The sequence below is a fragment of the Streptomyces katrae genome (assembly GCF_000717655.1).
In the GTDB taxonomy this organism is placed as follows: Bacteria; Actinomycetota; Actinomycetes; order Streptomycetales; family Streptomycetaceae; genus Streptomyces; species Streptomyces katrae_B.
Map to the genome: position 1 here is coordinate 128,932 of NZ_JNZY01000013.1, position 17,821 is coordinate 146,752.

Consider the following 17,821-nt stretch of genomic DNA (forward strand, 5'->3'; position numbering starts at 1 on the left):
GTCAGAGTTCCTTGCGGGCGACGGCGAAGATGCGGCGGAACGGGAAGACCGTGCCGCGCGGGCCGGGCGGGTAGGCCTCGCGCAGCAGGTCGCGGTACTCGGCGAGGAAGGCGTCCACGGCGTCCCGGTCGCCCCCGAGGGCGGTCAGGACGGGCCTCAGGGCGGTTCCCTTGACCCAGTCGAGCACCGGGTCGGGGCCGGACAGCAGCTGGTGGTACGTCGTCTCCCAGGTGTCGACGGCGCAGCCCAGCTCGGTGAACCGGGCCAGGTACTCGGCGGGTTCGAGGAGGTGGGTGTAGCGGGCGCCGTGGCCGGCGAGCCGGCCCCGCCAGCGCGGGGTGTCGCACAGCTCGGCGAGGAGCGCGTGGCTGGGGGCGGTGAAGTTGCCGGGGATCTGGAAGGCGAAGGTGCCGCCGGGGCGCAGTCCGTTGATCCAGGCGGCGAAGGAGCCGGGGTGGCTCGGCACCCACTGGAGGGCCGCGTTGGAGACGATCAGGTCGTACGGCTCCTCGGGGAGCCAGCTCGCGAGGTCGCCGTGGTGGAAGTCCAGGCTGCCGCCGCCGGTGGTCCTGCCCGCGTACTCGTCGGTGGCGCGCCGGAGCATTTCGGGGGAGAGGTCGAAGCCGGTGATGCGGGCCTCGGGCCAGCGTTCGGCGAGCAGCGCGGTGACGTTGCCGGGGCCGCAGCCGAGGTCGGCGATCCGGGCGGGGCGGGTGGGGAGTTCGGGTATGCGGTTCAGGAGGTCGAGAAAGGGACGGGTTCGGTGTCCGGCGTGCCGGAGGTATTGCTGGGGATCCCAGGTGGGCGCGGCGTGGGTGGTGGCCGTGGGGATCCTTGCCGACGCGGTATCGGAATGCATGTTCGAGCCTCCCTACTGGCGGGGCGGGCGGAAGCGGAAGCTGTTCCGGCCCCCTCCATGCCCATCGTCGCCCAAAATATATCTTGATGTCAAGATTCCCGATCTCAAGATATCTATGCCCGAGATCCTCGATTTGAAGAGACTTCACGTCGACAGACCCCTTACACTGATCGGCATGGAGGACGAGGTCGACCGATTGGTCGCGGCATGGCGGCGGGAGCGCCCTGACCTCGACGTGGAACCGCTCGAAGTGCTGAGCCGCGTCAGCAGGCTCGCCCGTCACCTCGACCGTGCCCGCAGGCTGGCCTTCTCCGAGCACGGCCTGGAACCTTGGGAGTTCGACGTCCTGACGTCGCTGCGCCGCGCCGGCGCGCCCTACCAGCTCTCCCCCGGCCAACTGCTGACGCAGACGCTGGTCACCTCCGGCACCATGACCAACCGCATCGACCGGCTCGCCAAGAAGGGCCTCGTCGAGCGGCTGCCCGACCCCAACGACCGGCGGGGGGTGCTGGTCCGCCTCACGCCGGAGGGCCGCGACCGCGCCGACCAGGCCCTGGCCGGCCTGCTGGCCCAGGAGCGGGCGATCCTCGCCCAGCTCTCCCAGGCCCAGCGCGGCGACCTCGCGGCGCTGCTACGCCAGTTGACCGCTCCGTTCGACAACATCCCCGGCTAGGTCGGCCGGCCGCACCCCGGCCCGCCGGGCCAGTGCCACCGCCGCGAGCGTGGAGTGCACCCCGAGCTTGCCCAGCACGTTCTGCATGTGCGTGCGGACGGTGTGCGGGGACAGGAACAGCCGCGCCGCGACGTCCTTGCGGCCCAGCCCCGCCACCATGCAGCGCAGCACCTCGTGCTCCCGCGGCGTGAGGGACTCGACGAGCCGCTCGCTGTCCGTACGGTGCTTGCGCGCAGCGGTCAGTTCGCGGAGCACTCCGGTGAGCAGCGCGGGCGGGAGGTGGGTCTCCTCGCGCAGGACCCCGCGGATGACGGCCAGCAGCCGCGAGAGCGAGCAGTCCTTCGCCACCCAGCCGGAAGCCCCTGCCTGCAGGGCGTGTGCGGCCCGGCGGGGGTCGTCGCGCTCGGCGAGCACGACGGTGCGGACCCCGGGGTGGGACACCCGGACCCCGGCGACCAGAGCGATCCCGTCAGCGCCGGGCGGCGGCCCGGAGCCCTGCTCGCGCTGGGCGGGCACGGCCCCGGCGGCACCGCCGAGATCGGCGTCGACCAGCAGGACGTCGAAGCGGCGGCCCTCGGCCACCGCCCGTTCGAGGCAGCGCAGCGCGGCGGGGCCGCTGCCGGCCGCGGACACGTCCACGTCGGGCTCGGCCGCGAGCGCGGCTGCGAGCGATTCGGCGAAGATGCGGTGATCGTCGACCACGAGAACCCGGATGCGAACCACAAAACCCCCAAGGGTCGGGGAACGGACGACTGCGGGTACGGCGCCCGGACCGGGTGATCCGCAGCCGCCGCGGCCGCCGCCGAGACATCTCTGCACTACCCCGGACCGGACGCCGTACCCGGCGTGTCTCGACCCCTGAATCAACGCCGGCCCCCACCGGTGTCACGCCTCAGCGTAGAACGGGTCGCGGCCCGCGGTTGGCCGAATAGCAGAAGTTTTCCGAGCGATTTTCCGGCTGGGCAGTGACGACCGCGGTGCGAGGTGGCTTGAATTCACCGGCAGGGAAGGTCTGGAAGGCGGTTTCCGGCGCGCGCGTGCCACGGGCAGTTGCACGGAGGGCATTTCACCCGGCGCGTGCACGCCGTGCGCCCGCGCACCGCGCCCGCCCACGGCGCCGGACCGCTCGCACGCGCTCCCTGCGCACGCACCGCGCACGCACCGCGCCCCCCGCACCGTCGGGTGCGGGGGGCGCGGTGAACGGGCGGGGCAGGGAGTCAGGAACGGTGCTTGCGCGTGAAGTTCCAGGCGTCCGTGATGATGCCGGTGAGGTCCGAGCGGGCCGGGGTCCAGCCGAGCTTCTCGTGGGCGGCGCGCGCGGAGGCGACGAGCACCGCCGGGTCGCCGGCCCGGCGCGGGGCGACGACCTCGGGGATCTCCGCGCCCGTGACCTTGCGGACCGTCTCGACGACCTCGCGGACCGAGAAGCCGTTGCCGTTGCCGAGGTTGCAGATCAGGTGCTCGCCCTCGGTGGCGGCCTCCAGGGCGGCCAGGTGGGCCTCCGCCAGGTCGGCGACGTGGATGTAGTCGCGGACGCAGGTGCCGTCCGGGGTCGGATAGTCCTCGCCGAACACCGAGATCGACTCCCGCTCGCCCAGCGCGACCTGGAGCACCAGCGGGATCAGGTGGGTCTCGGGGTCGTGCCGCTCGCCGAACTCGCCGTACGCGCCGGCCACGTTGAAGTAGCGCAGCGAGACCGCCGCGACGCCGTGCGCCGCGCACTCCCCCGCGATCATGTGGTCGACGGCCAGCTTCGAGGCGCCGTACGGGTTGGTGGGCTTGGTGACCGACTCCTCGGTGAGCAGGCCCTCGGTGGGCTCGCCGTAGGTGGCGGCGGTGGAGGAGAACACCAGCTTGCGCACCCCGGCCCCGCGCATCGCGGCGAGCAGGGCGAGCGTGCCGCCGACGTTGTTCTCCCAGTACTTGCCCGGGTTGACGACGGACTCGCCGACCTGCGAAGACGCCGCGAAGTGCAGCACCGCGTCGTAGGAGGGGTCCAGGTACCTTGCGGCGTCCTGGATCCGGCCCTCGATGAAGGCCGCGCCCGCCGGGACGCCCTCGCGGAAGCCGGTGGAGAGGTCGTCGAGGACCGTGACCTCGTGCCCGGCCTCCAGGAGGTGCGCCGCGACGACGCTGCCGACGTATCCGGCGCCGCCGGTGACCATGAACTTAGATGACGCCGTCTTGCTCACTCGCCTACTGCCTCTCGCAGGGGACTGCACGCGGGGTGCGTGCACATGCCGGTCACTGGCTTACCGGATTACGCGCCTCCGGGGAAATCGGCGGCCACCGGCACCGGCCCCGCCCGGTCCAGCAGACCGGTCCGGGCGGCCAGCGCGGCCGCCTCCAGCCGGGAGCCCACGCCCAGTTTCATCAGCACCCGCTGGACGTGCGTACGGGCGGTGCTCGGTGCGATCTCCATGCCCGCGGCGATGAGCCGGGTGTCCTCGCCCTCGGCGACCCGGACCAGTACCTCCACCTCGCGCGGGGTCAGCAGCCGCAGCAGCCGGCTGCCCTCGTCGTCGGGCTGGGCGGCGGGGTTGAGGAGCTCCGCGAAGGCCCCCTGGAGCAGCTGCGGGGCGATCGCGACCTCTCCGGCGCGCGCCTTGGCCAGCGCCCGCTCCACGCCTTCGATCCGCTCGTCGTGGCGTACGTACCCCGAGGCGCCGGCGGCGAAGGCGGCCGCGATCCCGCGCGGGCTCGGCACCGGGCCGAGGACGACCACGGCGATCTGCGGCCGCTCCCGCTTGATGCGCACGACCGGCTCGAAGACGCCGGGCTCGGCGGGCGTGGCGGTGCCCAGCAGGCAGACCTCCGGCGCCCGGCTGATGACCAGTTCGGCGGCGCCCGCGGCCGGCGCGGCCGCGGCCAGCACCCGGTGCCCGCGCAGCTTGAGGGCCGAGGCCAGCGCCTCGGCCAACAGCCGGTGCTCGTCGAGCACCATGACCCGTACGCCCATCGCGCACCCACCCCCGACCCTTCTGCCCCGGCAAGCTACACGCTTGTTCGACGGTGCGCGGCGGTTACCGCGCAGAAGCCCCCGGAAGGCGGACCTTCCGGGGGCTCGAGCCGTCTGCGGGGACCGGCCGGGATCGGCCGGGGATCAGCTGGCGCTGAAGGAGACGAACAGGTACTCGGGGTCGCCCTTGTCCGAGTACGGCTTCCTGGCCGTGGTCCGGGAGATGAAGAGCTTGCCGTTGTGGTAGCGGTATTCGGAGAAGTCGGGCGAGAAGCCGGTCTCGGCGGTCCGGCTGGCCTTCTCGGCCGGGTTCTCCATGAGGACGGTCTCCTTCATCGTCGCGCCGTCGATGCTGACGATCTGGCCGCCCTTGTCGTACGGGGGCTCCTTGTACGCGATGATGTGCGACCCGTCCATGCGGAGCGGGAACATGGTGTACCGCTCGCCCGCGTCGGCGCGGTCGGTGGTCTGCTTGCCGGTCTCCAGGTCGAAGGAGAGCAGCTCGTTGGTGCGGCCGGCCTCCGCCTGGCCCTGGTGCTCGGTCGAGGGCAGGTAGAGCTTGCCGTTGCCGACCACGAAGCCGTTGCACTTCTCGACCTCGGTGCCGCCGCACTTGCCGCCGAAGTTGCCGGAGGCGAGCGAGATGCGCGCCTTCAGCTCGCCCTTGGGGTCGACGACGAAGAGGTCGCTGACGCCCGAGGCGTTCTTGGCGGTCTTGCCGACGTCGGCGGCGACGATGAGGGGCTTCGTGGAGACGATGGACGCCCACTCGATGCCCGGGGAGAGCTTGTACGAGGCCGTCTGCGCGCCGGTGGCCGGATCCAGGGTCTGGGCGTACAGGGTCTGGTTGTCGCCGCGGCCGCACTTGCGGATCACGCCGAGGGCCTCGCCGCCGGCGTAGCCGCTGTCGTAGCAGCCCTCGCCGTCGACCTTGGGCGTCCACAGGGACTTGCCGTCGGCGAGGTTCCAGGCGGCGCCGCCGCTGGTGCCGCCGGCGGCGACGGTCTGGCCGCTGAGCGTGACCTCGTAGTAGGAGGCGGGCCTGTCACCGGTGGTGGCGCCCTTGGCGTTGCCGGACCACAGGAGCTTGCCGGCGTTCAGGTCGATGACGCCGACCTCGGTGCACGCCGGGTACTTGGCCTCGGGCGTGGGCTGCGTCGGGCGGAAGAGGATCGCCGTCTTGTTGTCGCTGACGTGCTTGGTCGCGCCGCACAGCTCGCCCGGGAGGGGGATCTCCCACTTCTTGGCGCCGTCGACGGTGTTGTAGCCGACGACCTTCGACACGTCGGACTTGACGTAGGTGGTGTCGGTGAGCCAGGAGCCCGCGACGGTGACGACCTCTTCGGGAGTCGGGTTCGGCTGGTTGAACAGCGGCTTCGACTTGACGTTGGCGGGCACCTTCTCCGAACCGGGAGTGCCGGCCGCGGGCTTGCCGCTGGGGCTGCCGTCCGCAGTGGGCTGCTTGTCGTCGCCGCCGCCGTCGCCGGAGACGTACCAGAAGCCGCCCGCGATGATCAGGACGATGGCCAGCAGGGCCGCGCCGACGATCATCAGCTGGGTGCGCTTGTCGTTGCCGCCGCGCGGGCCTCCCGCGGCCGGCGGCTGGGCCGCCTGCATCGGGGTCGTGGGCGCCCCGAACTGCGGCGGGGCGCCGGCTCCGGGGGCGGGCTGCTGCTGCGGGTAGCCGTAGCCCTGCTGCGGATAGCCGTACGCCGGCTGCCCCTGCGGGGGGCCGGGCGGCACGGCCGGCGCGGCCGGCGGTACAGCCGGCTGCTGCGGGGCCGTCGGCGGTACGGGTGGCACCGGCGGTGCGCCGAACCCTCCGGGCTGCGGGGCCTGCGGCGCTCCGAAGCCCTGCGGCGGGGGATCCTGCGGCGCTCCGAAGCCGCCGGCGGGCGGCTGGTTGGGGGGCGGCGGGGTACTCATCGCTTGCTACTGCCTCTCGGTGGGCGGCTCGGTGGACTCGTTCACTTGCCGAAGACCATCAGGAGCTTCTCGTCCTTGCCCTTGGCGAGAAGGCGGGTTTGGGAGATGAAGAGCCGGCCGTCCACGTAGTCGACCTTCGGGGTGTAGAAGGTGCTCTCGATGGGAGCGGAGGGTCCGGACGGGTTGCGCAGCAGCGCGGTGGGCGTGCCGCCGGCGGCGGGGATCGAGACGACCTCGCCGCCCTGGTCGGAGGTGGCCTTGCGGTAGGCGAGCAGCTGGCCGTTCGCGGCCCCGATCGGGGTGAAGGTGCGGCCGTCGCCGGCGGGCGTGCGCCACTTGACCTTGCCGGTGCCCAGGTCGAAGGCGACGATCTCGTTGGCCTTGCCGGACTCGGCGACGGTCGGCATGTAGAGGGTGTCCGCGTCGACGGCGGTGGAGGAGCAGACCTCGACGGAGCGGAAGAGGCCGCCGTCGCACTCGGTGGCGAAGCTGCCCTCGCCGCTGACGGTGGCGCGCTGCTTGCCGTCGGGTCCGATGACCACGATGGCGCGTTCCTTCTTGTCCTGGTTGCCGATGCCGAGGACGACGGGTTCCAGCGAGTAGACGGCGCCAACCTTGTACTTCGCGGGCAGCTTGAACGTCCAGCTCTTCTTGCCGGTGACCGGGTCGGCGGCCGAGACCTCGCCGGAGAGGTCCTCGTCGTAGCAGGTGGAGAGGGCGATCATCTTGCCGTTGTTCACGACGTACGAGTCGGGCTTGCAGCCCTCGGCGGTGGCGCTGCCGAAGAGCTTGTCGCCGGTGCTGACCTTGAAGGCGCTGGCGGTGCCGCTGCGGCTGACGGCGACGGTGTCGCCGGTGATGCCCAGGCTGGGGCTGGTCATGATGTCGAAGAGGCCCTCCTTGGGGACCTCCTTCGTCCAGCCTTCCTTGCCCGCCTTGAGGTCGACCTGCTTCATCTGGTTGCAGGTGGCGCTGTCGCCGTCGCCGTCCTTGAACATGACGACGGTCTTGCCCTCGGCGGTGGTCTGCCGGGTGACGGAGCAGATGGGAGTGGGGAACGCGAGCGTCCACTTCTCCTTGCCGTCGGTGACCCCGTAGGCGGTGAGGTTCTTCCAGACGCTCTTGACGACGGTGTCGCCGACGATCCACTGGCCGGTGGACTCCACGCCCATGCCGGGGCCGTCGATCTTGGAGGTCCTGAGCCAGAGGGTCTTGTCCTCGCCCTGCTTGCGGCCGGCGTTGAGGTCCTCGCCCGCCGTGGAGCCGTTGCCGCTGCCGTCGCCCTTGTCCACGCCGGCGGACGGCTTCGCGTCGGCCGGGGCGGAGCTCTGCGCGACCGGCTTCTTCGGGTCGTCGTCGCTGCCGCCCGCGAAGGCGAAGTAGCCGCCGGTGCCGAGGACGAGGACGCCGGCGACGCCGGCGGCGATGAACACGGCCGTCTTCTTCTGCGGCGGCATGCCCCCGGCCTGCTGCATCGCGGCGGTCGGCGCGCCGGGCGGCGGGAAGTAGCCCTGCTGCGGCATCGGCGGCGCGGGCTGCATCGGGTGCATCGGCTGGGTCGGAGGCTGCTGGGGCTGCTGGGCGTACGGGTTCTCGCCCTGCTGCGGGTATCCGTAACCGGGCTGCGGCGGGCCGGGCAGGTGGCCGTAACCGGAAGGCGTGGGCGGCTGGTTCGGCGGCTGGGGCGGCTCGGTCATCAGCGCATACCTTCGGCTTCGGGTGGCGTAGGGGATCACCTTTCTATCACTGACAGCGCTCTTACATCGGGCCGGTCGGACCCCTGTTCCCAAGGGAGGACCGGCCCGTGACAACGCCGTTATCAGGTCAGCTGACGCCTTCAGGTGACGGAATCTAGGCGTCCTCGGCCAGCTCGAGCCAGCGCATCTCCAACTCGTCCCGGTCCGAGATGAGTTCGCGCAGCTCCGCGTCGAGCTTCGCGACCTTGTCGAAGTCGGTGGCGTTCTCGGCGATCTGGGCGTGCAGGTTCGCCTCGCGGTCCGCCATCTTGTTGAGCTGGCGCTCGATCTTCTGGAGCTCCTTCTTCGCCGCGCGCGAGTCTCCGGAGGCCGTCGACTTGGCGGCGGCCGGGGCGGGCGCCGGGGCGGCCGCCTCGATCATCTTCTGCCGGCGCTCCAGGTACTCGTCGAGACCGCGCGGCAGCATCCGCAGGCTGGCGTCGCCCAGCAGCGCCATCACCGTGTCGGTGGTGCGCTCGATGAAGAACCGGTCGTGGGAGATCACGATCATCGAGCCCGGCCATCCGTCGAGGAGGTCCTCGAGCTGGGTGAGGGTCTCGATGTCGAGGTCGTTGGTGGGCTCGTCGAGGAACAGCACGTTGGGCTCGTCCATCAGCAGCCGCAGGATCTGCAGCCGGCGCCGCTCACCGCCGGAGAGGTCGCCGACGGGCGTCCACTGCTTCTCCTTGGTGAAACCGAACTGCTCGCACAGCTGACCGGCCGTCATCTCGCGGCCCTTGCCGAGGTCGACGCGGTCGCGTACGCGCTGCACCGCCTCCAGGACCCGCAGGGACGGGTCGAGTTCGCCGACCTCCTGGGAGAGGTAGGCCAGCTTGACCGTCTTGCCCACGGTGACGCTGCCGGCGGCCGGCTGGACGTCGCCCTGGGTGCGGGCCGCCTCCGCGAGCGCGCGCAGCAGCGAGGTCTTGCCCGCCCCGTTGACGCCGACGAGGCCGACGCGGTCGCCGGGGCCGAGGTGCCAGGTGAGGTGCTTGAGCAGGGTCTTCGGGCCGGCCTGGACGGTGACGTTCTCCAGGTCGAAGACGGTCTTGCCGAGGCGGGCGTTGGCGAACTTCATCAGCTCGGACTTGTCGCGCGGCGGCGGCACGTCGGCGATGAGCTCGTTGGCGGCCTCGATGCGGTAGCGCGGCTTGGAGGTCCGGGCGGGGGCGCCGCGGCGCAGCCAGGCCAGCTCCTTGCGCATCAGGTTCTGCCGCTTGGACTCCTCCGTGGCGGCGATGCGGTCACGCTCGGCGCGGGCGAAGACGTAGTCGCTGTAGCCGCCTTCGTACTCGAAGACGGAGCCGCGCTGCACGTCCCACATGCGGGTGCACACCTGGTCGAGGAACCAGCGGTCGTGGGTGACGCAGACGAGCGCGGAGCGGCGCTCCTGGAGGTGCTTGGCCAGCCAGGAGATGCCCTCGACGTCGAGGTGGTTGGTGGGCTCGTCGAGGACGAGCAGGTCTTGGTCGGCGATGAGCAGCTTGGCGAGCGCGATGCGGCGGCGCTCACCGCCGGAGAGCGGGCCGATGACGGTGTCGAGGCCCTGGCCGAAGCCGGGGAGGTCGAGGCCGCCGAAGAGTCCGGTCAGCACGTCGCGGATCTTGGCGTTGCCGGCCCACTCGTGGTCGGCCATGTCCCGGATGATCTCGTGGCGGATGGTCGCCGTGGGGTCGAGGGAGTCGTGCTGGGTGAGCACGCCCATGCGCAGGCCGCCGCTCTGGGTGACCCGGCCGGTGTCGGGCTCCTCGAGCTTGGCGAGCATGCGGATGAGGGTGGTCTTGCCGTCGCCGTTGCGGCCCACGACACCGATCCGGTCCCCCTCGGACACGCCGAGGGAGATGCCGTCGAGCAGGGTACGGGTGCCGTACACCTTGCTGACTGCCTCGACATTGACCAGATTGACGGCCATCAGGAGCGCTCCAGGTGGGGGTCCCCCCGGGCGGGGCCCGGGGGAGGGTGTGGATCAGCCCCCCAGCCTAACGCTCCGGGCCGCTCCGGAACGTTCCACCAGGAGCCAGCCGCCCAGCGCCATGGCGATCGCGGCGGGCGCGGTGACCGGAAGGGCGATCAGGGTGGCGCTGTGGCCTTCGAGGAGGCCGCCGAGCCCCGTGCTGGACAGGCCGAGGATGCCGAGCAGGCAGAGGGTGATGCCGAGGGCGGCCAGCGGCCCGCTGCCGGGCTCGGCGGCCCCTCGCACAGGGGCTTCGAACCTGCGGAACAGGGCGACCAGTACGGCCGTCAGGCCGGCGGCGGCGAGCAGCCGCAGCGGCACCTGCGCCCACCAGGCGGGGGAGGCGGGTTCGGGGAGCGCGATGCCGAGCGCGAGCTGGGCCGCGTACACGGCGAGCATGGCGGTGAGGTGCCAGAGGAAGGCGGTCATGGCGACCCCGTTGGCGGCGACGACCCCGCGCCAGACCCGGGGCCGGGCCAGCCAGGCGGTGGCGGGGCGGGCGAGGAGCTGCACGGCGCCGACGAGCCACATCCCGTGCGCCAGCAGGGCGAGGGTGGGCGGGGCCATGTTGGAGACCTTCTCGCCCGGCATCCCGACCATGGAGAGCGGGTACGGCCCGTACGCGACGAGCAGCACCGCGCCGGTGAGCCCGGCGGCGGCGAGCAGGCCGGGGCGGGTGATCCGCCCGTCGGCGCGCAGGAAGCCCAGCTGGTGCACGGCGAGCCAGACGAAGGCGAAGTTCAGGAACTCGACGTACGGGACGGCGAGCGCGAAGCGGAGTACGTCGACGGCTGCGGCGGCCCCCGCGAGGAGGGCGAACGCCCCCCAGCCCCACCGCTGGTGGAGCTTCAGCAGGGCCGGGGTGAAGGCGACCATGGCGAGGTAGATCCCGATGAACCACAGCGGCTGGGTGACCAGCCGCAGGGCGGCCCCGGTCAGCCGCCCGTCCCCGCCGCCGGCGAGCTGCACGGCCAGCGCCCCGGCGGTCCAGACGAGGACGAAGACGAGGGTGGGGCGCAGCAGCCGCTGGAGCCGGGCCCGCAGGAAAGCGGCGTAGAGGGGCCGCCCTCCGGCCTTCCTGGCGAGGGACCGGTACGACAGGGCGTGCGAGAACCCGCCGACGAAGAAGAACACCGGCATGATCTGCAGGCCCCAGGTGAGCACCTGCAGCGCGGGGACGAGGGCGAGCAGGTTCCCTATGCCGTCGCTGCTGACGGCGGCCATGAGCCAGTGCCCGAGGAGCACGGTCCCGAGCGAGGCGACCCGCAGCAGGTCGACGTACCGGTCGCGGTCGGCGGGGGTGGCGTCGGCCATGGCCCGTGCGGTGGCTGTCATGGAGCTACGGTCGCCCTCGCGGGCCGTCTCGGGACAGGGCGCGGGTACTCAACTCCGGTATGAGTACCCGGGCACGGGCCGCCCGGCCGGCCGTGGGGTCAGGACGGCAGGACCGTGGCTCCCGGGGCCGGGCCGGACGCCACGCGCGTGGCACGGCACGTGCCGGACGCGGACAGGGCGGCCGCCACCTTCTCGGCGGACTCCGCGTTCCGGCACAGGAAGGCCGTGGTGGGCCCCGAGCCGGAGACCAGCGCGGCGAGCGCACCGCCGTCGGTGCCCGCCGCCAGGGTCGCGGCGAGCTGCGGGCGCAGCGAGAGCGCCGCGGGCTGGAGGTCGTTGGCCAGGGTCGCGGCGAGGGCGTCCGCGTCGCCGGAGGCGAGGGCCGCCAGGAGCGCCGGGGAGGCGTCGGGCTCCGGGATCTCCGTACCCTCCGCGAGGCGGTCGAACTCGCGGAACACCGCGGGCGTCGACAGCCCGCCGTCGGCCACCGCGAACACCCAGTGGAAGCTGCCCGCCTCGACCGGGGTGAGCAGCTCACCGCGGCCGGTGCCGAGCGCTGCGCCGCCGACCAGGCTGAAGGGGACGTCGCTGCCGAGCTCCGCGCAGATGTCGAGGAGCTGCGCCCGCGGAGTGTTCAGACCCCACAGGGTGTCGCAGGCCAGCAGGGCCGCCGCGCCGTCCGCGCTGCCGCCCGCCATGCCGCCCGCGACCGGGATGTTCTTCGCGATGTGGAGGTGGACGGCGGGTTCGATCCCGGCCCGGGCCGCGAGGATCTCGGCGGCCCGCGCCGCCAGGTTCGTCCGGTCCAGCGGGACCTGGTCCGCGTCCGGTCCGGCGCAGGTGACCGTCAGCTCGTCGGCCGGGGTGGCCGTCACCTCGTCGTACAGCGACACGGCGAGGAAGACGTTGGCCAGGTCGTGGAAGCCGTCCGGCCGCGCCGCGCCCACCGCCAGCTGGACGTTGACCTTCGCGGGGACCCGTACGGTCACGCTCGTCGTCCCGGTCACAGCGCGGGCCTCTCCTGCGCGGGCTTGTGCTCGGCGATCGCCGCGAACTCCTCCACCGTCAGCGACTCGCCGCGCGCCTGCGGGGAGACCCCGGCGGCGACCAGCGCCGCCTCGGCGCCCGCCGCCGAGCCGGCCCAGCCGGCCAGCGCGGCGCGCAGCGTCTTGCGGCGCTGCGCGAAGGCCGCGTCCACGACGGCGAAGACCTCCGCCTTCGTGGCGGTCGTCTTGATCGGCTCGGTCCGCCGCACCAGCGACACCAGGCCCGAGTCCACGTTCGGCGCGGGCCAGAAGACCTTGCGGCCGATGGATCCGGCGCGCTTGACGTGCGCGTACCAGTTCGCCTTGACGGAAGGCACCCCGTAGACCTTGTTGCCCGGCTCGGCGGCGAGCCGGTCGGCGACCTCCGCCTGCACCATCACCAGCGTGCGCTCGATGGTCGGGAAGCGGTCCAGCATGGTCAGCAGCACCGGCACGGCCACGTTGTACGGCAGGTTCGCGACGAGCGCGGTCGGCGGCGGACCCGGCAGCTCCTCCACGAGCATCGCGTCGGAGTGCACCAGCGCGAAGCGGTCCTTGCGCGCGGGCATCCGCGCCTCGATGGTGGCGGGCAGCGCGGCGGCCAGGACGTCGTCGATCTCGACGGCGGTGACCCGGTCGGCGGCCTCCAGCAGCGCGAGCGTCAGCGACCCCAGCCCCGGCCCGACCTCGACGACCACGTCGTCGGGCCGCACCTCGGCGGTACGCACGATCCGGCGCACCGTGTTGGCGTCGATGACGAAGTTCTGCCCCTTCTGCTTCGTCGGCCGTACGCCGAGTACGGCGGCCAGCTCCCGGATCTCTGCCGGCCCGAGAAGGGCGTCGGGGGGCGTGCTGGTCGAAGGCTCGGGCTGCTGCTCTGCGGTGCTCACCGGTAAAGCGTCTCAGATCGGCTTGGGTTTCCTGCATGCGATCCTCGCGTTGCGAGATCGCCCGGGAAGCGGCTCGTCCTCCTCCTGGCTCTCCGAGCCGTGGAGGCGCCCCGGGTAGGGGTGCGGTGGCGGTTGGTCCCGGCGTACGGTCGCCCGCTCCACCGGCACCTGCTCCGCCAGACCTCTCCGGTGACCGGGTCGACACCCCGAAACGCGCGAGCGCAGGTGACGGCGACCTGCTGCGCCTCCCCCCGCGCCCAGGCCGCTCTTGCGCCGCATCAGCCGCGGTAGAGGCGGCGGCCGCAGTGGGGCCAGGGGGCCGCGCCCCTTTGTACGTAGAGCTTCTTCGCCCGGTACGTCTGTTCCGCGCCCGGGGCGTCCTGGGGGCGGCCGGAGCCGCCGAGGCTCTGCCAGGTGCGGACGTCGAACTGGTACAGGCCGCCGTAGGTGCCCGAGGCGTCGGTGGCTGCGGGGCGGCCGCCGGATTCGCACCGGGCCAGGGCCTCCCAGTCGAGGCCGTCCGCCCCGGCGACCGAGGTCGGCAGTGGCTTCGTGCCGACCTTGACCAGCTGGGTGACGGGCTCGCGGACGATCTCCTCGGCGATCTTGCGGGGCTTCTGCCGGACCCCGTTGACGATGCGCAGCGCGTAGGTGACCCGGCGCGCTCCGGGGCGGCCCGCCCGCTCGACGACCTCGGTGCCGGCGAACAGGCCGTCGTCCTCCGTCTTCTCGGTCTCGTACGGGATGCGCTCCTCGCGGACCTCGCGGGTGCCGGTGATGCGGAGCACGGTGACGGTCTGGCCGTCGCGCGGGAAGGAGGCGGGCGGGACGGAGGTGGTGTCCTGGCCCTGGAGGGTGATCCCGGCCTGGCCGAGGGCCTCCTGGACGGTGGCGGCGTTGGTGCGGATGGTGCTTTCGCGGCCGTCCGCCATGAAGGTGACGCTGCGTTCGGTGCGGACGGCGAGGGTGAGGCCGGCGCGGGGCACGGGGGCGGTGCGCAGGGCGGAGAGGTACGCGCCCTCGACGCGGATGCCGAACTGGCGCAGCGCGCCCTCGACGGTGCCGGCGGTGGTCCACACCTGGCGGCTCTGTCCGTCGAGGGTCAGGCGCAGGGGGCGGCCGTAGCGGACGACGATCTCGTCGCCGTCGTCGAGTGCCTGGCCGCGGGCGGGGGCGACGAGGTCGTGGGGGCCGACGCCGACCCCTTCGGCGGCGAGGAGTTCGTCGACGTCGTCGGCGAAGGTGTGCAGCGTCCTGGGCTTCCCGTCCACGGTGAGGCGTACCGACTTGTCGGCGGCGACGAAGCCCGTGGTGCCGCCAGCCAGGAAGGCGACGACGAGTGCCTGGGGGACGATCCGCCGCCAGCCGTCCCGGCCCGCGGCCGTCCCGGCGGGGGCGGTGCGGCGCCGCCGGCCGGTCCCGGGGGGGACGGCCAGGATGCCGGTGCCGGCGCCGGCGCCTCGTCCGGTGGCTGCGCCCGTGCCCGCGGCGGCGGGGTCCGGGCTGCGGCGGCGCCCGGTGCCGGGGCCGGCGGGCGCCGCGAGGTCCGCGCCGGCGGCGGGCGCCGCCCGGCGCCGCCCGGTGGGGGCGGCGAGTGCGGCGGGTACGGGGCCGGCCTCGGCGTTCCTGCGGCGCCGGGCGGCCCGCCCGTCGCCGGTGCGCGGGACGGGTACCACGGCCGGTTCCGGGTCCGGGGCGGCCTCGTCGCCGTACACCCCGGTGAAAGGACTCTCGCTCACGACGCTCGCTCCACTGGTCCGGCCCCATCGGTTCGGGCACGGCACCCTAGCGGACGTCCGTCACTCACCAAAGTCGGGCGACTACCCAGCGTGTCGCGGAGTCGGGGCTAGTAGCCGAAGGCCCGCGCCGTGTTCGCCGCCAGGGCGGTGGCCATCGCGTCCTCGTGGATCCCCCGTACCGCCGCCATCGCCCGTACGGTCAGCGGAATGAGGTACGGCGCGTTGGGCCGTCCGCGGTACGGCGCCGGGGTGAGGTACGGGGCGTCCGTCTCGACGAGCACCAGCTCCGGCGGGGCCGCGGCGAGGGCCTCGCGAAGCGGCCGGGCGTTCTTGAACGTCACGGTCCCGGCGAAGGACATGTAGTACCCGGCGGCGGCGCACTCGCGGGCCATGTCGGCGTCCCCGGAGTAGCAGTGGAAGACGGTGCGCTCGGGTGCGCCCTCCTCGCGCAGGATGCGCAGGACGTCCGCGTGGGCCTCGCGGTCGTGGATGACCAGCGCCTTGCCCTGCCGCTTCGCGATCTCGATGTGCGCGCGGAAGGAACGCTCCTGCGCGGCCATCCCCTCGGGCCCGGTGCGGAAGTGGTCGAGCCCGGTCTCGCCGACGGCCTTCACGTGGGCGAGCTTCGCGAGCTCCTCGATCTCGGCCAGCGCATCGTCGAGCGCGGCCTCGCCGCCCCCGGCGCGCGCGCCCTGCCGGGACCAGCCGTCGGGGTCCCCGTGCACGATGCGGGGGGCTTCGTTCGGGTGTAGGGCCACGGCCGCGTGGACGTTCTCGTACGCGGCGGCGGTCTCGGCCGCCCAGCGGGAGCCCTTCACGTCGCAGCCCACCTGGACGACGGTGGTCACGCCGACCGAGGCGGCCTTGGCGAGGCCCTCCTCGACGGTTCCGCCCTGCATGTCGAGGTGGGTGTGGGAGTCCGCGACCGCCACCCGCAGGGGTTCGGGCAGCGGCGGCGGGGTGTCCTTCGAGGCGTCCTTGGCGGCAGTGCTCATACGGCCGATCTTATGACCGGTGTGCTGACCACGGCCCGGCCCTCATGGCCGCGGCCGGTTGCTCACGACCGGCGGAAGATCCTCATCAGGCGGGAGAGCAGGCCCCCGCGCTCCGCGGCGTCGTCCACCGGGACGGGCCCCGGGGCGTCGTGCAGCGGGGTCCTGCGCTGCTTCGGGGCCCGCGGGACGTTCGCGCCGGCCGGCACCGGGCCGGCGATCCCGGGCGAGATGCGGTGGTGGTAGAGCCTGTCGATCGTGCCGAGCACCGACGACACCTGGCCTTCCCGCATGATCCGGACCACGTGCCCGCCGCAGTTGTGGCAGGTCGGGTTCGACAGCGGGGAGGGGACCCGTTCGCCCTTGACGGTGTAGATGATGAAGGGCTGGCCCTGCCCGTCGACGTGGTGCTCGATCTCGTAGCCCTGCTCCCAGGCGTACCCGCACTTCATGCACGCGAACGAGTACGCCTCGTGCACGACGTGCACACCGGGCCTCGACACGGAGACGGGTGCTGCGGGCGCGGGTACGGGTACCGAGGTGTCTGCGATCTCACTCATGCCAGCTCCTCTTGTTCCACTGGTGCCATTGCCAGTGGACGCCTCTTCGGGCGGGAGCGCATCAGGCCCTGTCGACTGTTGGACGGTCTTTGGGCGACTCATGCCCCAAAGCGCCCGGTGCGCGGTCTGAGCTTTGCTTTTCAGGTTAGCTCTTTACCGTCCTACAGCACCTTTTGAGCCGCATTCTTTGCCGCGACCACAGCGTCGAAGACCTCCCGCTTGGGTACTCCGGCCTCGGCCGCGACCGCCGCGATGGCCTCCTTCCGCCGCTCCCCGGCCTCCTCGCGCACCCGCACCCTGCGCACCAGCTCCTCGGCGTCCACGTCTCCGGGCCCGGCCGCCGGGGCGCCCTCCACGACGACGGTGATCTCCCCGCGCACCCCCTCGGCGGCCCAGGCCGCCAGCTCGCCGAGCCCGCCGCGCTTGACCTCCTCGTACGTCTTGGTCAGCTCGCGGCACACGGCGGCCCGCCGGTCGGCGCCGAAGACCTCGGCCATGGCGGCCAGGGTGTCGTCGAGCCGGTGCGGGGCCTCGAAGTAGACGAGCGTACGGCGCTCGCCCTCGACCTCGCGGAGCCGGCCGAGGCGCTCGCCCGCCTTGCGCGGCAGGAACCCCTCGAAGCAGAAGCGGTCCACCGGCAGCCCCGACAGGGCGAGCGCGGTGAGCACGGCGGACGGCCCGGGCACGGCGGTGACCTTGATGTCCTTCTCCACCGCGGCGGCGACCAGCCGGTAGCCGGGGTCGGAGACGGACGGCATGCCGGCGTCGGTCACCAGCAGCACCCGCTTGCCGTCCTCCAGCGCCTCGACCAGCTCCGGGGTGCGCGCCGACTCGTTGCCCTCGAAGTACGAGACGACGCGCCCGGTGGTGTGCACGCCGAGCCCCTGGGTCAGCCGGCGCAGCCGCCGGGTGTCCTCGGCGGCGACCACGTCGGCCCGTTCGAGCTCGGACGCGAGCCGGGGCGGGGCGTCGGCGAGATCGCCGATCGGGGTGCCGGCGAGCACGAGCACGCCTGCGGAGGAGGAGGTCGAGGAGGCGGTTCCGGAGCCGGAGGGCTGGTCAGTCGTCACCGGTCCATCCTCTCAGCCGTCCCACCCGGCACACGCCGGCCGTCCCACCGTCCCACGTCGGCCGTTTCACCCCTCGACGTCGGCCGTTCCACCCGGCGCGGGC

Annotated in this window: 15 protein-coding genes; 1 reads left to right on the forward strand and 14 read right to left on the reverse strand. The window is 73.0% G+C overall.

Going from position 1 to position 17,821, the window contains the following annotated elements; translation table 11 throughout:
- Position 1 precedes the first annotated feature (1 nt).
- A complete protein-coding gene (locus IF09_RS0118470) occupies positions 2 to 859 on the reverse strand; it encodes a trans-aconitate 2-methyltransferase (protein WP_030297043.1) in 858 nt (285 codons plus the stop codon).
- Positions 860 to 1,034: 175 nt separating this feature from the next.
- On the opposite strand from IF09_RS0118470, the gene IF09_RS0118475 reads away from it, so the two are divergent.
- Positions 1,035 to 1,532 (forward strand): MarR family winged helix-turn-helix transcriptional regulator, encoded by a 498-nt coding sequence (locus IF09_RS0118475; RefSeq protein ID WP_030297045.1) that lies wholly within the window; start codon positions 1,035 to 1,037, stop codon positions 1,530 to 1,532.
- Here IF09_RS0118475 and IF09_RS0118480 read toward each other — a convergent pair.
- From IF09_RS0118480 to rsmI, 13 genes are all read right to left on the reverse strand, one after another.
- The gene (locus IF09_RS0118480; protein ID WP_030297047.1) at positions 1,491 to 2,255 is read right to left on the reverse strand and encodes a LuxR C-terminal-related transcriptional regulator; all 765 of its coding nucleotides are present in this window, start codon (positions 2,253 to 2,255) and stop codon (positions 1,491 to 1,493) included. The genes IF09_RS0118475 and IF09_RS0118480 overlap by 42 nt on opposite strands.
- A gap of 494 nt (positions 2,256 to 2,749) precedes the next feature.
- Entirely contained in the window at positions 2,750 to 3,697 is a 948-nt protein-coding gene (gene galE / locus IF09_RS0118485; RefSeq protein ID WP_030297049.1) for a UDP-glucose 4-epimerase GalE, read from the reverse strand.
- Between the two features lie 95 nt (positions 3,698 to 3,792).
- Positions 3,793 to 4,491 carry a response regulator transcription factor gene (locus IF09_RS0118490; RefSeq protein ID WP_037635305.1) on the reverse strand — a complete coding sequence of 233 codons (699 nt, stop codon included), beginning with the start codon at positions 4,489 to 4,491 and terminating at the stop codon, positions 3,793 to 3,795.
- Between the two features lie 144 nt (positions 4,492 to 4,635).
- The gene (locus tag IF09_RS0118495) at positions 4,636 to 6,417 is read right to left on the reverse strand and encodes a PQQ-binding-like beta-propeller repeat protein (protein WP_030297052.1); all 1,782 of its coding nucleotides are present in this window, start codon (positions 6,415 to 6,417) and stop codon (positions 4,636 to 4,638) included.
- Between the two features lie 41 nt (positions 6,418 to 6,458).
- Positions 6,459 to 8,114 (reverse strand): PQQ-binding-like beta-propeller repeat protein, encoded by a 1,656-nt coding sequence (locus IF09_RS0118500; protein ID WP_030297053.1) that lies wholly within the window; start codon positions 8,112 to 8,114, stop codon positions 6,459 to 6,461.
- A gap of 154 nt (positions 8,115 to 8,268) precedes the next feature.
- Complete coding sequence (locus tag IF09_RS0118505; protein ID WP_030297054.1) at positions 8,269 to 10,065, reverse strand: ABC-F family ATP-binding cassette domain-containing protein; 1,797 nt, start codon at positions 10,063 to 10,065, stop codon at positions 8,269 to 8,271.
- Positions 10,066 to 10,119: 54 nt separating this feature from the next.
- Positions 10,120 to 11,442 carry an acyltransferase family protein gene (locus IF09_RS0118510; RefSeq protein ID WP_030297055.1) on the reverse strand — a complete coding sequence of 441 codons (1,323 nt, stop codon included), beginning with the start codon at positions 11,440 to 11,442 and terminating at the stop codon, positions 10,120 to 10,122.
- Between the two features lie 98 nt (positions 11,443 to 11,540).
- Positions 11,541 to 12,449 carry a 4-(cytidine 5'-diphospho)-2-C-methyl-D-erythritol kinase gene (locus IF09_RS0118515; protein WP_030297057.1) on the reverse strand — a complete coding sequence of 303 codons (909 nt, stop codon included), beginning with the start codon at positions 12,447 to 12,449 and terminating at the stop codon, positions 11,541 to 11,543.
- Positions 12,446 to 13,357, reverse strand: coding sequence for a 16S rRNA (adenine(1518)-N(6)/adenine(1519)-N(6))-dimethyltransferase RsmA (rsmA, locus tag IF09_RS0118520; RefSeq protein ID WP_030297059.1), 912 nt, complete (start codon positions 13,355 to 13,357; stop codon positions 12,446 to 12,448). Before rsmA ends, IF09_RS0118515 begins: the two co-directional genes overlap by 4 nt.
- Positions 13,358 to 13,635: 278 nt before the next feature.
- On the reverse strand, positions 13,636 to 15,096 hold the full coding sequence (locus IF09_RS0118525) for a ubiquitin-like domain-containing protein (protein ID WP_324606854.1): 1,461 nt from the start codon (positions 15,094 to 15,096) through the stop codon (positions 13,636 to 13,638).
- A gap of 107 nt (positions 15,097 to 15,203) precedes the next feature.
- Positions 15,204 to 16,091, reverse strand: a complete 888-nt coding sequence (locus IF09_RS0118530; protein ID WP_030297062.1) for a TatD family hydrolase — start codon at positions 16,089 to 16,091, stop codon at positions 15,204 to 15,206.
- A gap of 62 nt (positions 16,092 to 16,153) precedes the next feature.
- Positions 16,154 to 16,648, reverse strand: a complete 495-nt coding sequence (locus IF09_RS0118535) for a hypothetical protein (RefSeq protein WP_030297064.1) — start codon at positions 16,646 to 16,648, stop codon at positions 16,154 to 16,156.
- Between the two features lie 161 nt (positions 16,649 to 16,809).
- Positions 16,810 to 17,718, reverse strand: a complete 909-nt coding sequence (gene rsmI / locus IF09_RS0118540; RefSeq protein ID WP_418953057.1) for a 16S rRNA (cytidine(1402)-2'-O)-methyltransferase — start codon at positions 17,716 to 17,718, stop codon at positions 16,810 to 16,812.
- Between the last annotated feature and the right edge of the window lie 103 nt (positions 17,719 to 17,821).

Coding starts and splice junctions, on each gene's coding strand:
- IF09_RS0118510 (WP_030297055.1), bottom strand. CDS start 11,442: ATGACAGCCACCGCACGGGCCATGGCCGACGCCACCCCCGCCGACCGC.
- galE (WP_030297049.1), bottom strand. CDS start 3,697: ATGGTCACCGGCGGCGCCGGATACGTCGGCAGCGTCGTCGCGGCGCAC.
- IF09_RS0118505 (WP_030297054.1), bottom strand. CDS start 10,065: ATGGCCGTCAATCTGGTCAATGTCGAGGCAGTCAGCAAGGTGTACGGC.
- IF09_RS0118490 (WP_037635305.1), bottom strand. CDS start 4,491: ATGGGCGTACGGGTCATGGTGCTCGACGAGCACCGGCTGTTGGCCGAG.
- IF09_RS0118535 (WP_030297064.1), bottom strand. CDS start 16,648: ATGAGTGAGATCGCAGACACCTCGGTACCCGTACCCGCGCCCGCAGCA.
- IF09_RS0118495 (WP_030297052.1), bottom strand. CDS start 6,417: ATGAGTACCCCGCCGCCCCCCAACCAGCCGCCCGCCGGCGGCTTCGGA.
- IF09_RS0118500 (WP_030297053.1), bottom strand. CDS start 8,114: ATGACCGAGCCGCCCCAGCCGCCGAACCAGCCGCCCACGCCTTCCGGT.
- IF09_RS0118475 (WP_030297045.1), top strand. CDS start 1,035: ATGGAGGACGAGGTCGACCGATTGGTCGCGGCATGGCGGCGGGAGCGC.
- IF09_RS0118530 (WP_030297062.1), bottom strand. CDS start 16,091: ATGAGCACTGCCGCCAAGGACGCCTCGAAGGACACCCCGCCGCCGCTG.
- IF09_RS0118470 (WP_030297043.1), bottom strand. CDS start 859: ATGCATTCCGATACCGCGTCGGCAAGGATCCCCACGGCCACCACCCAC.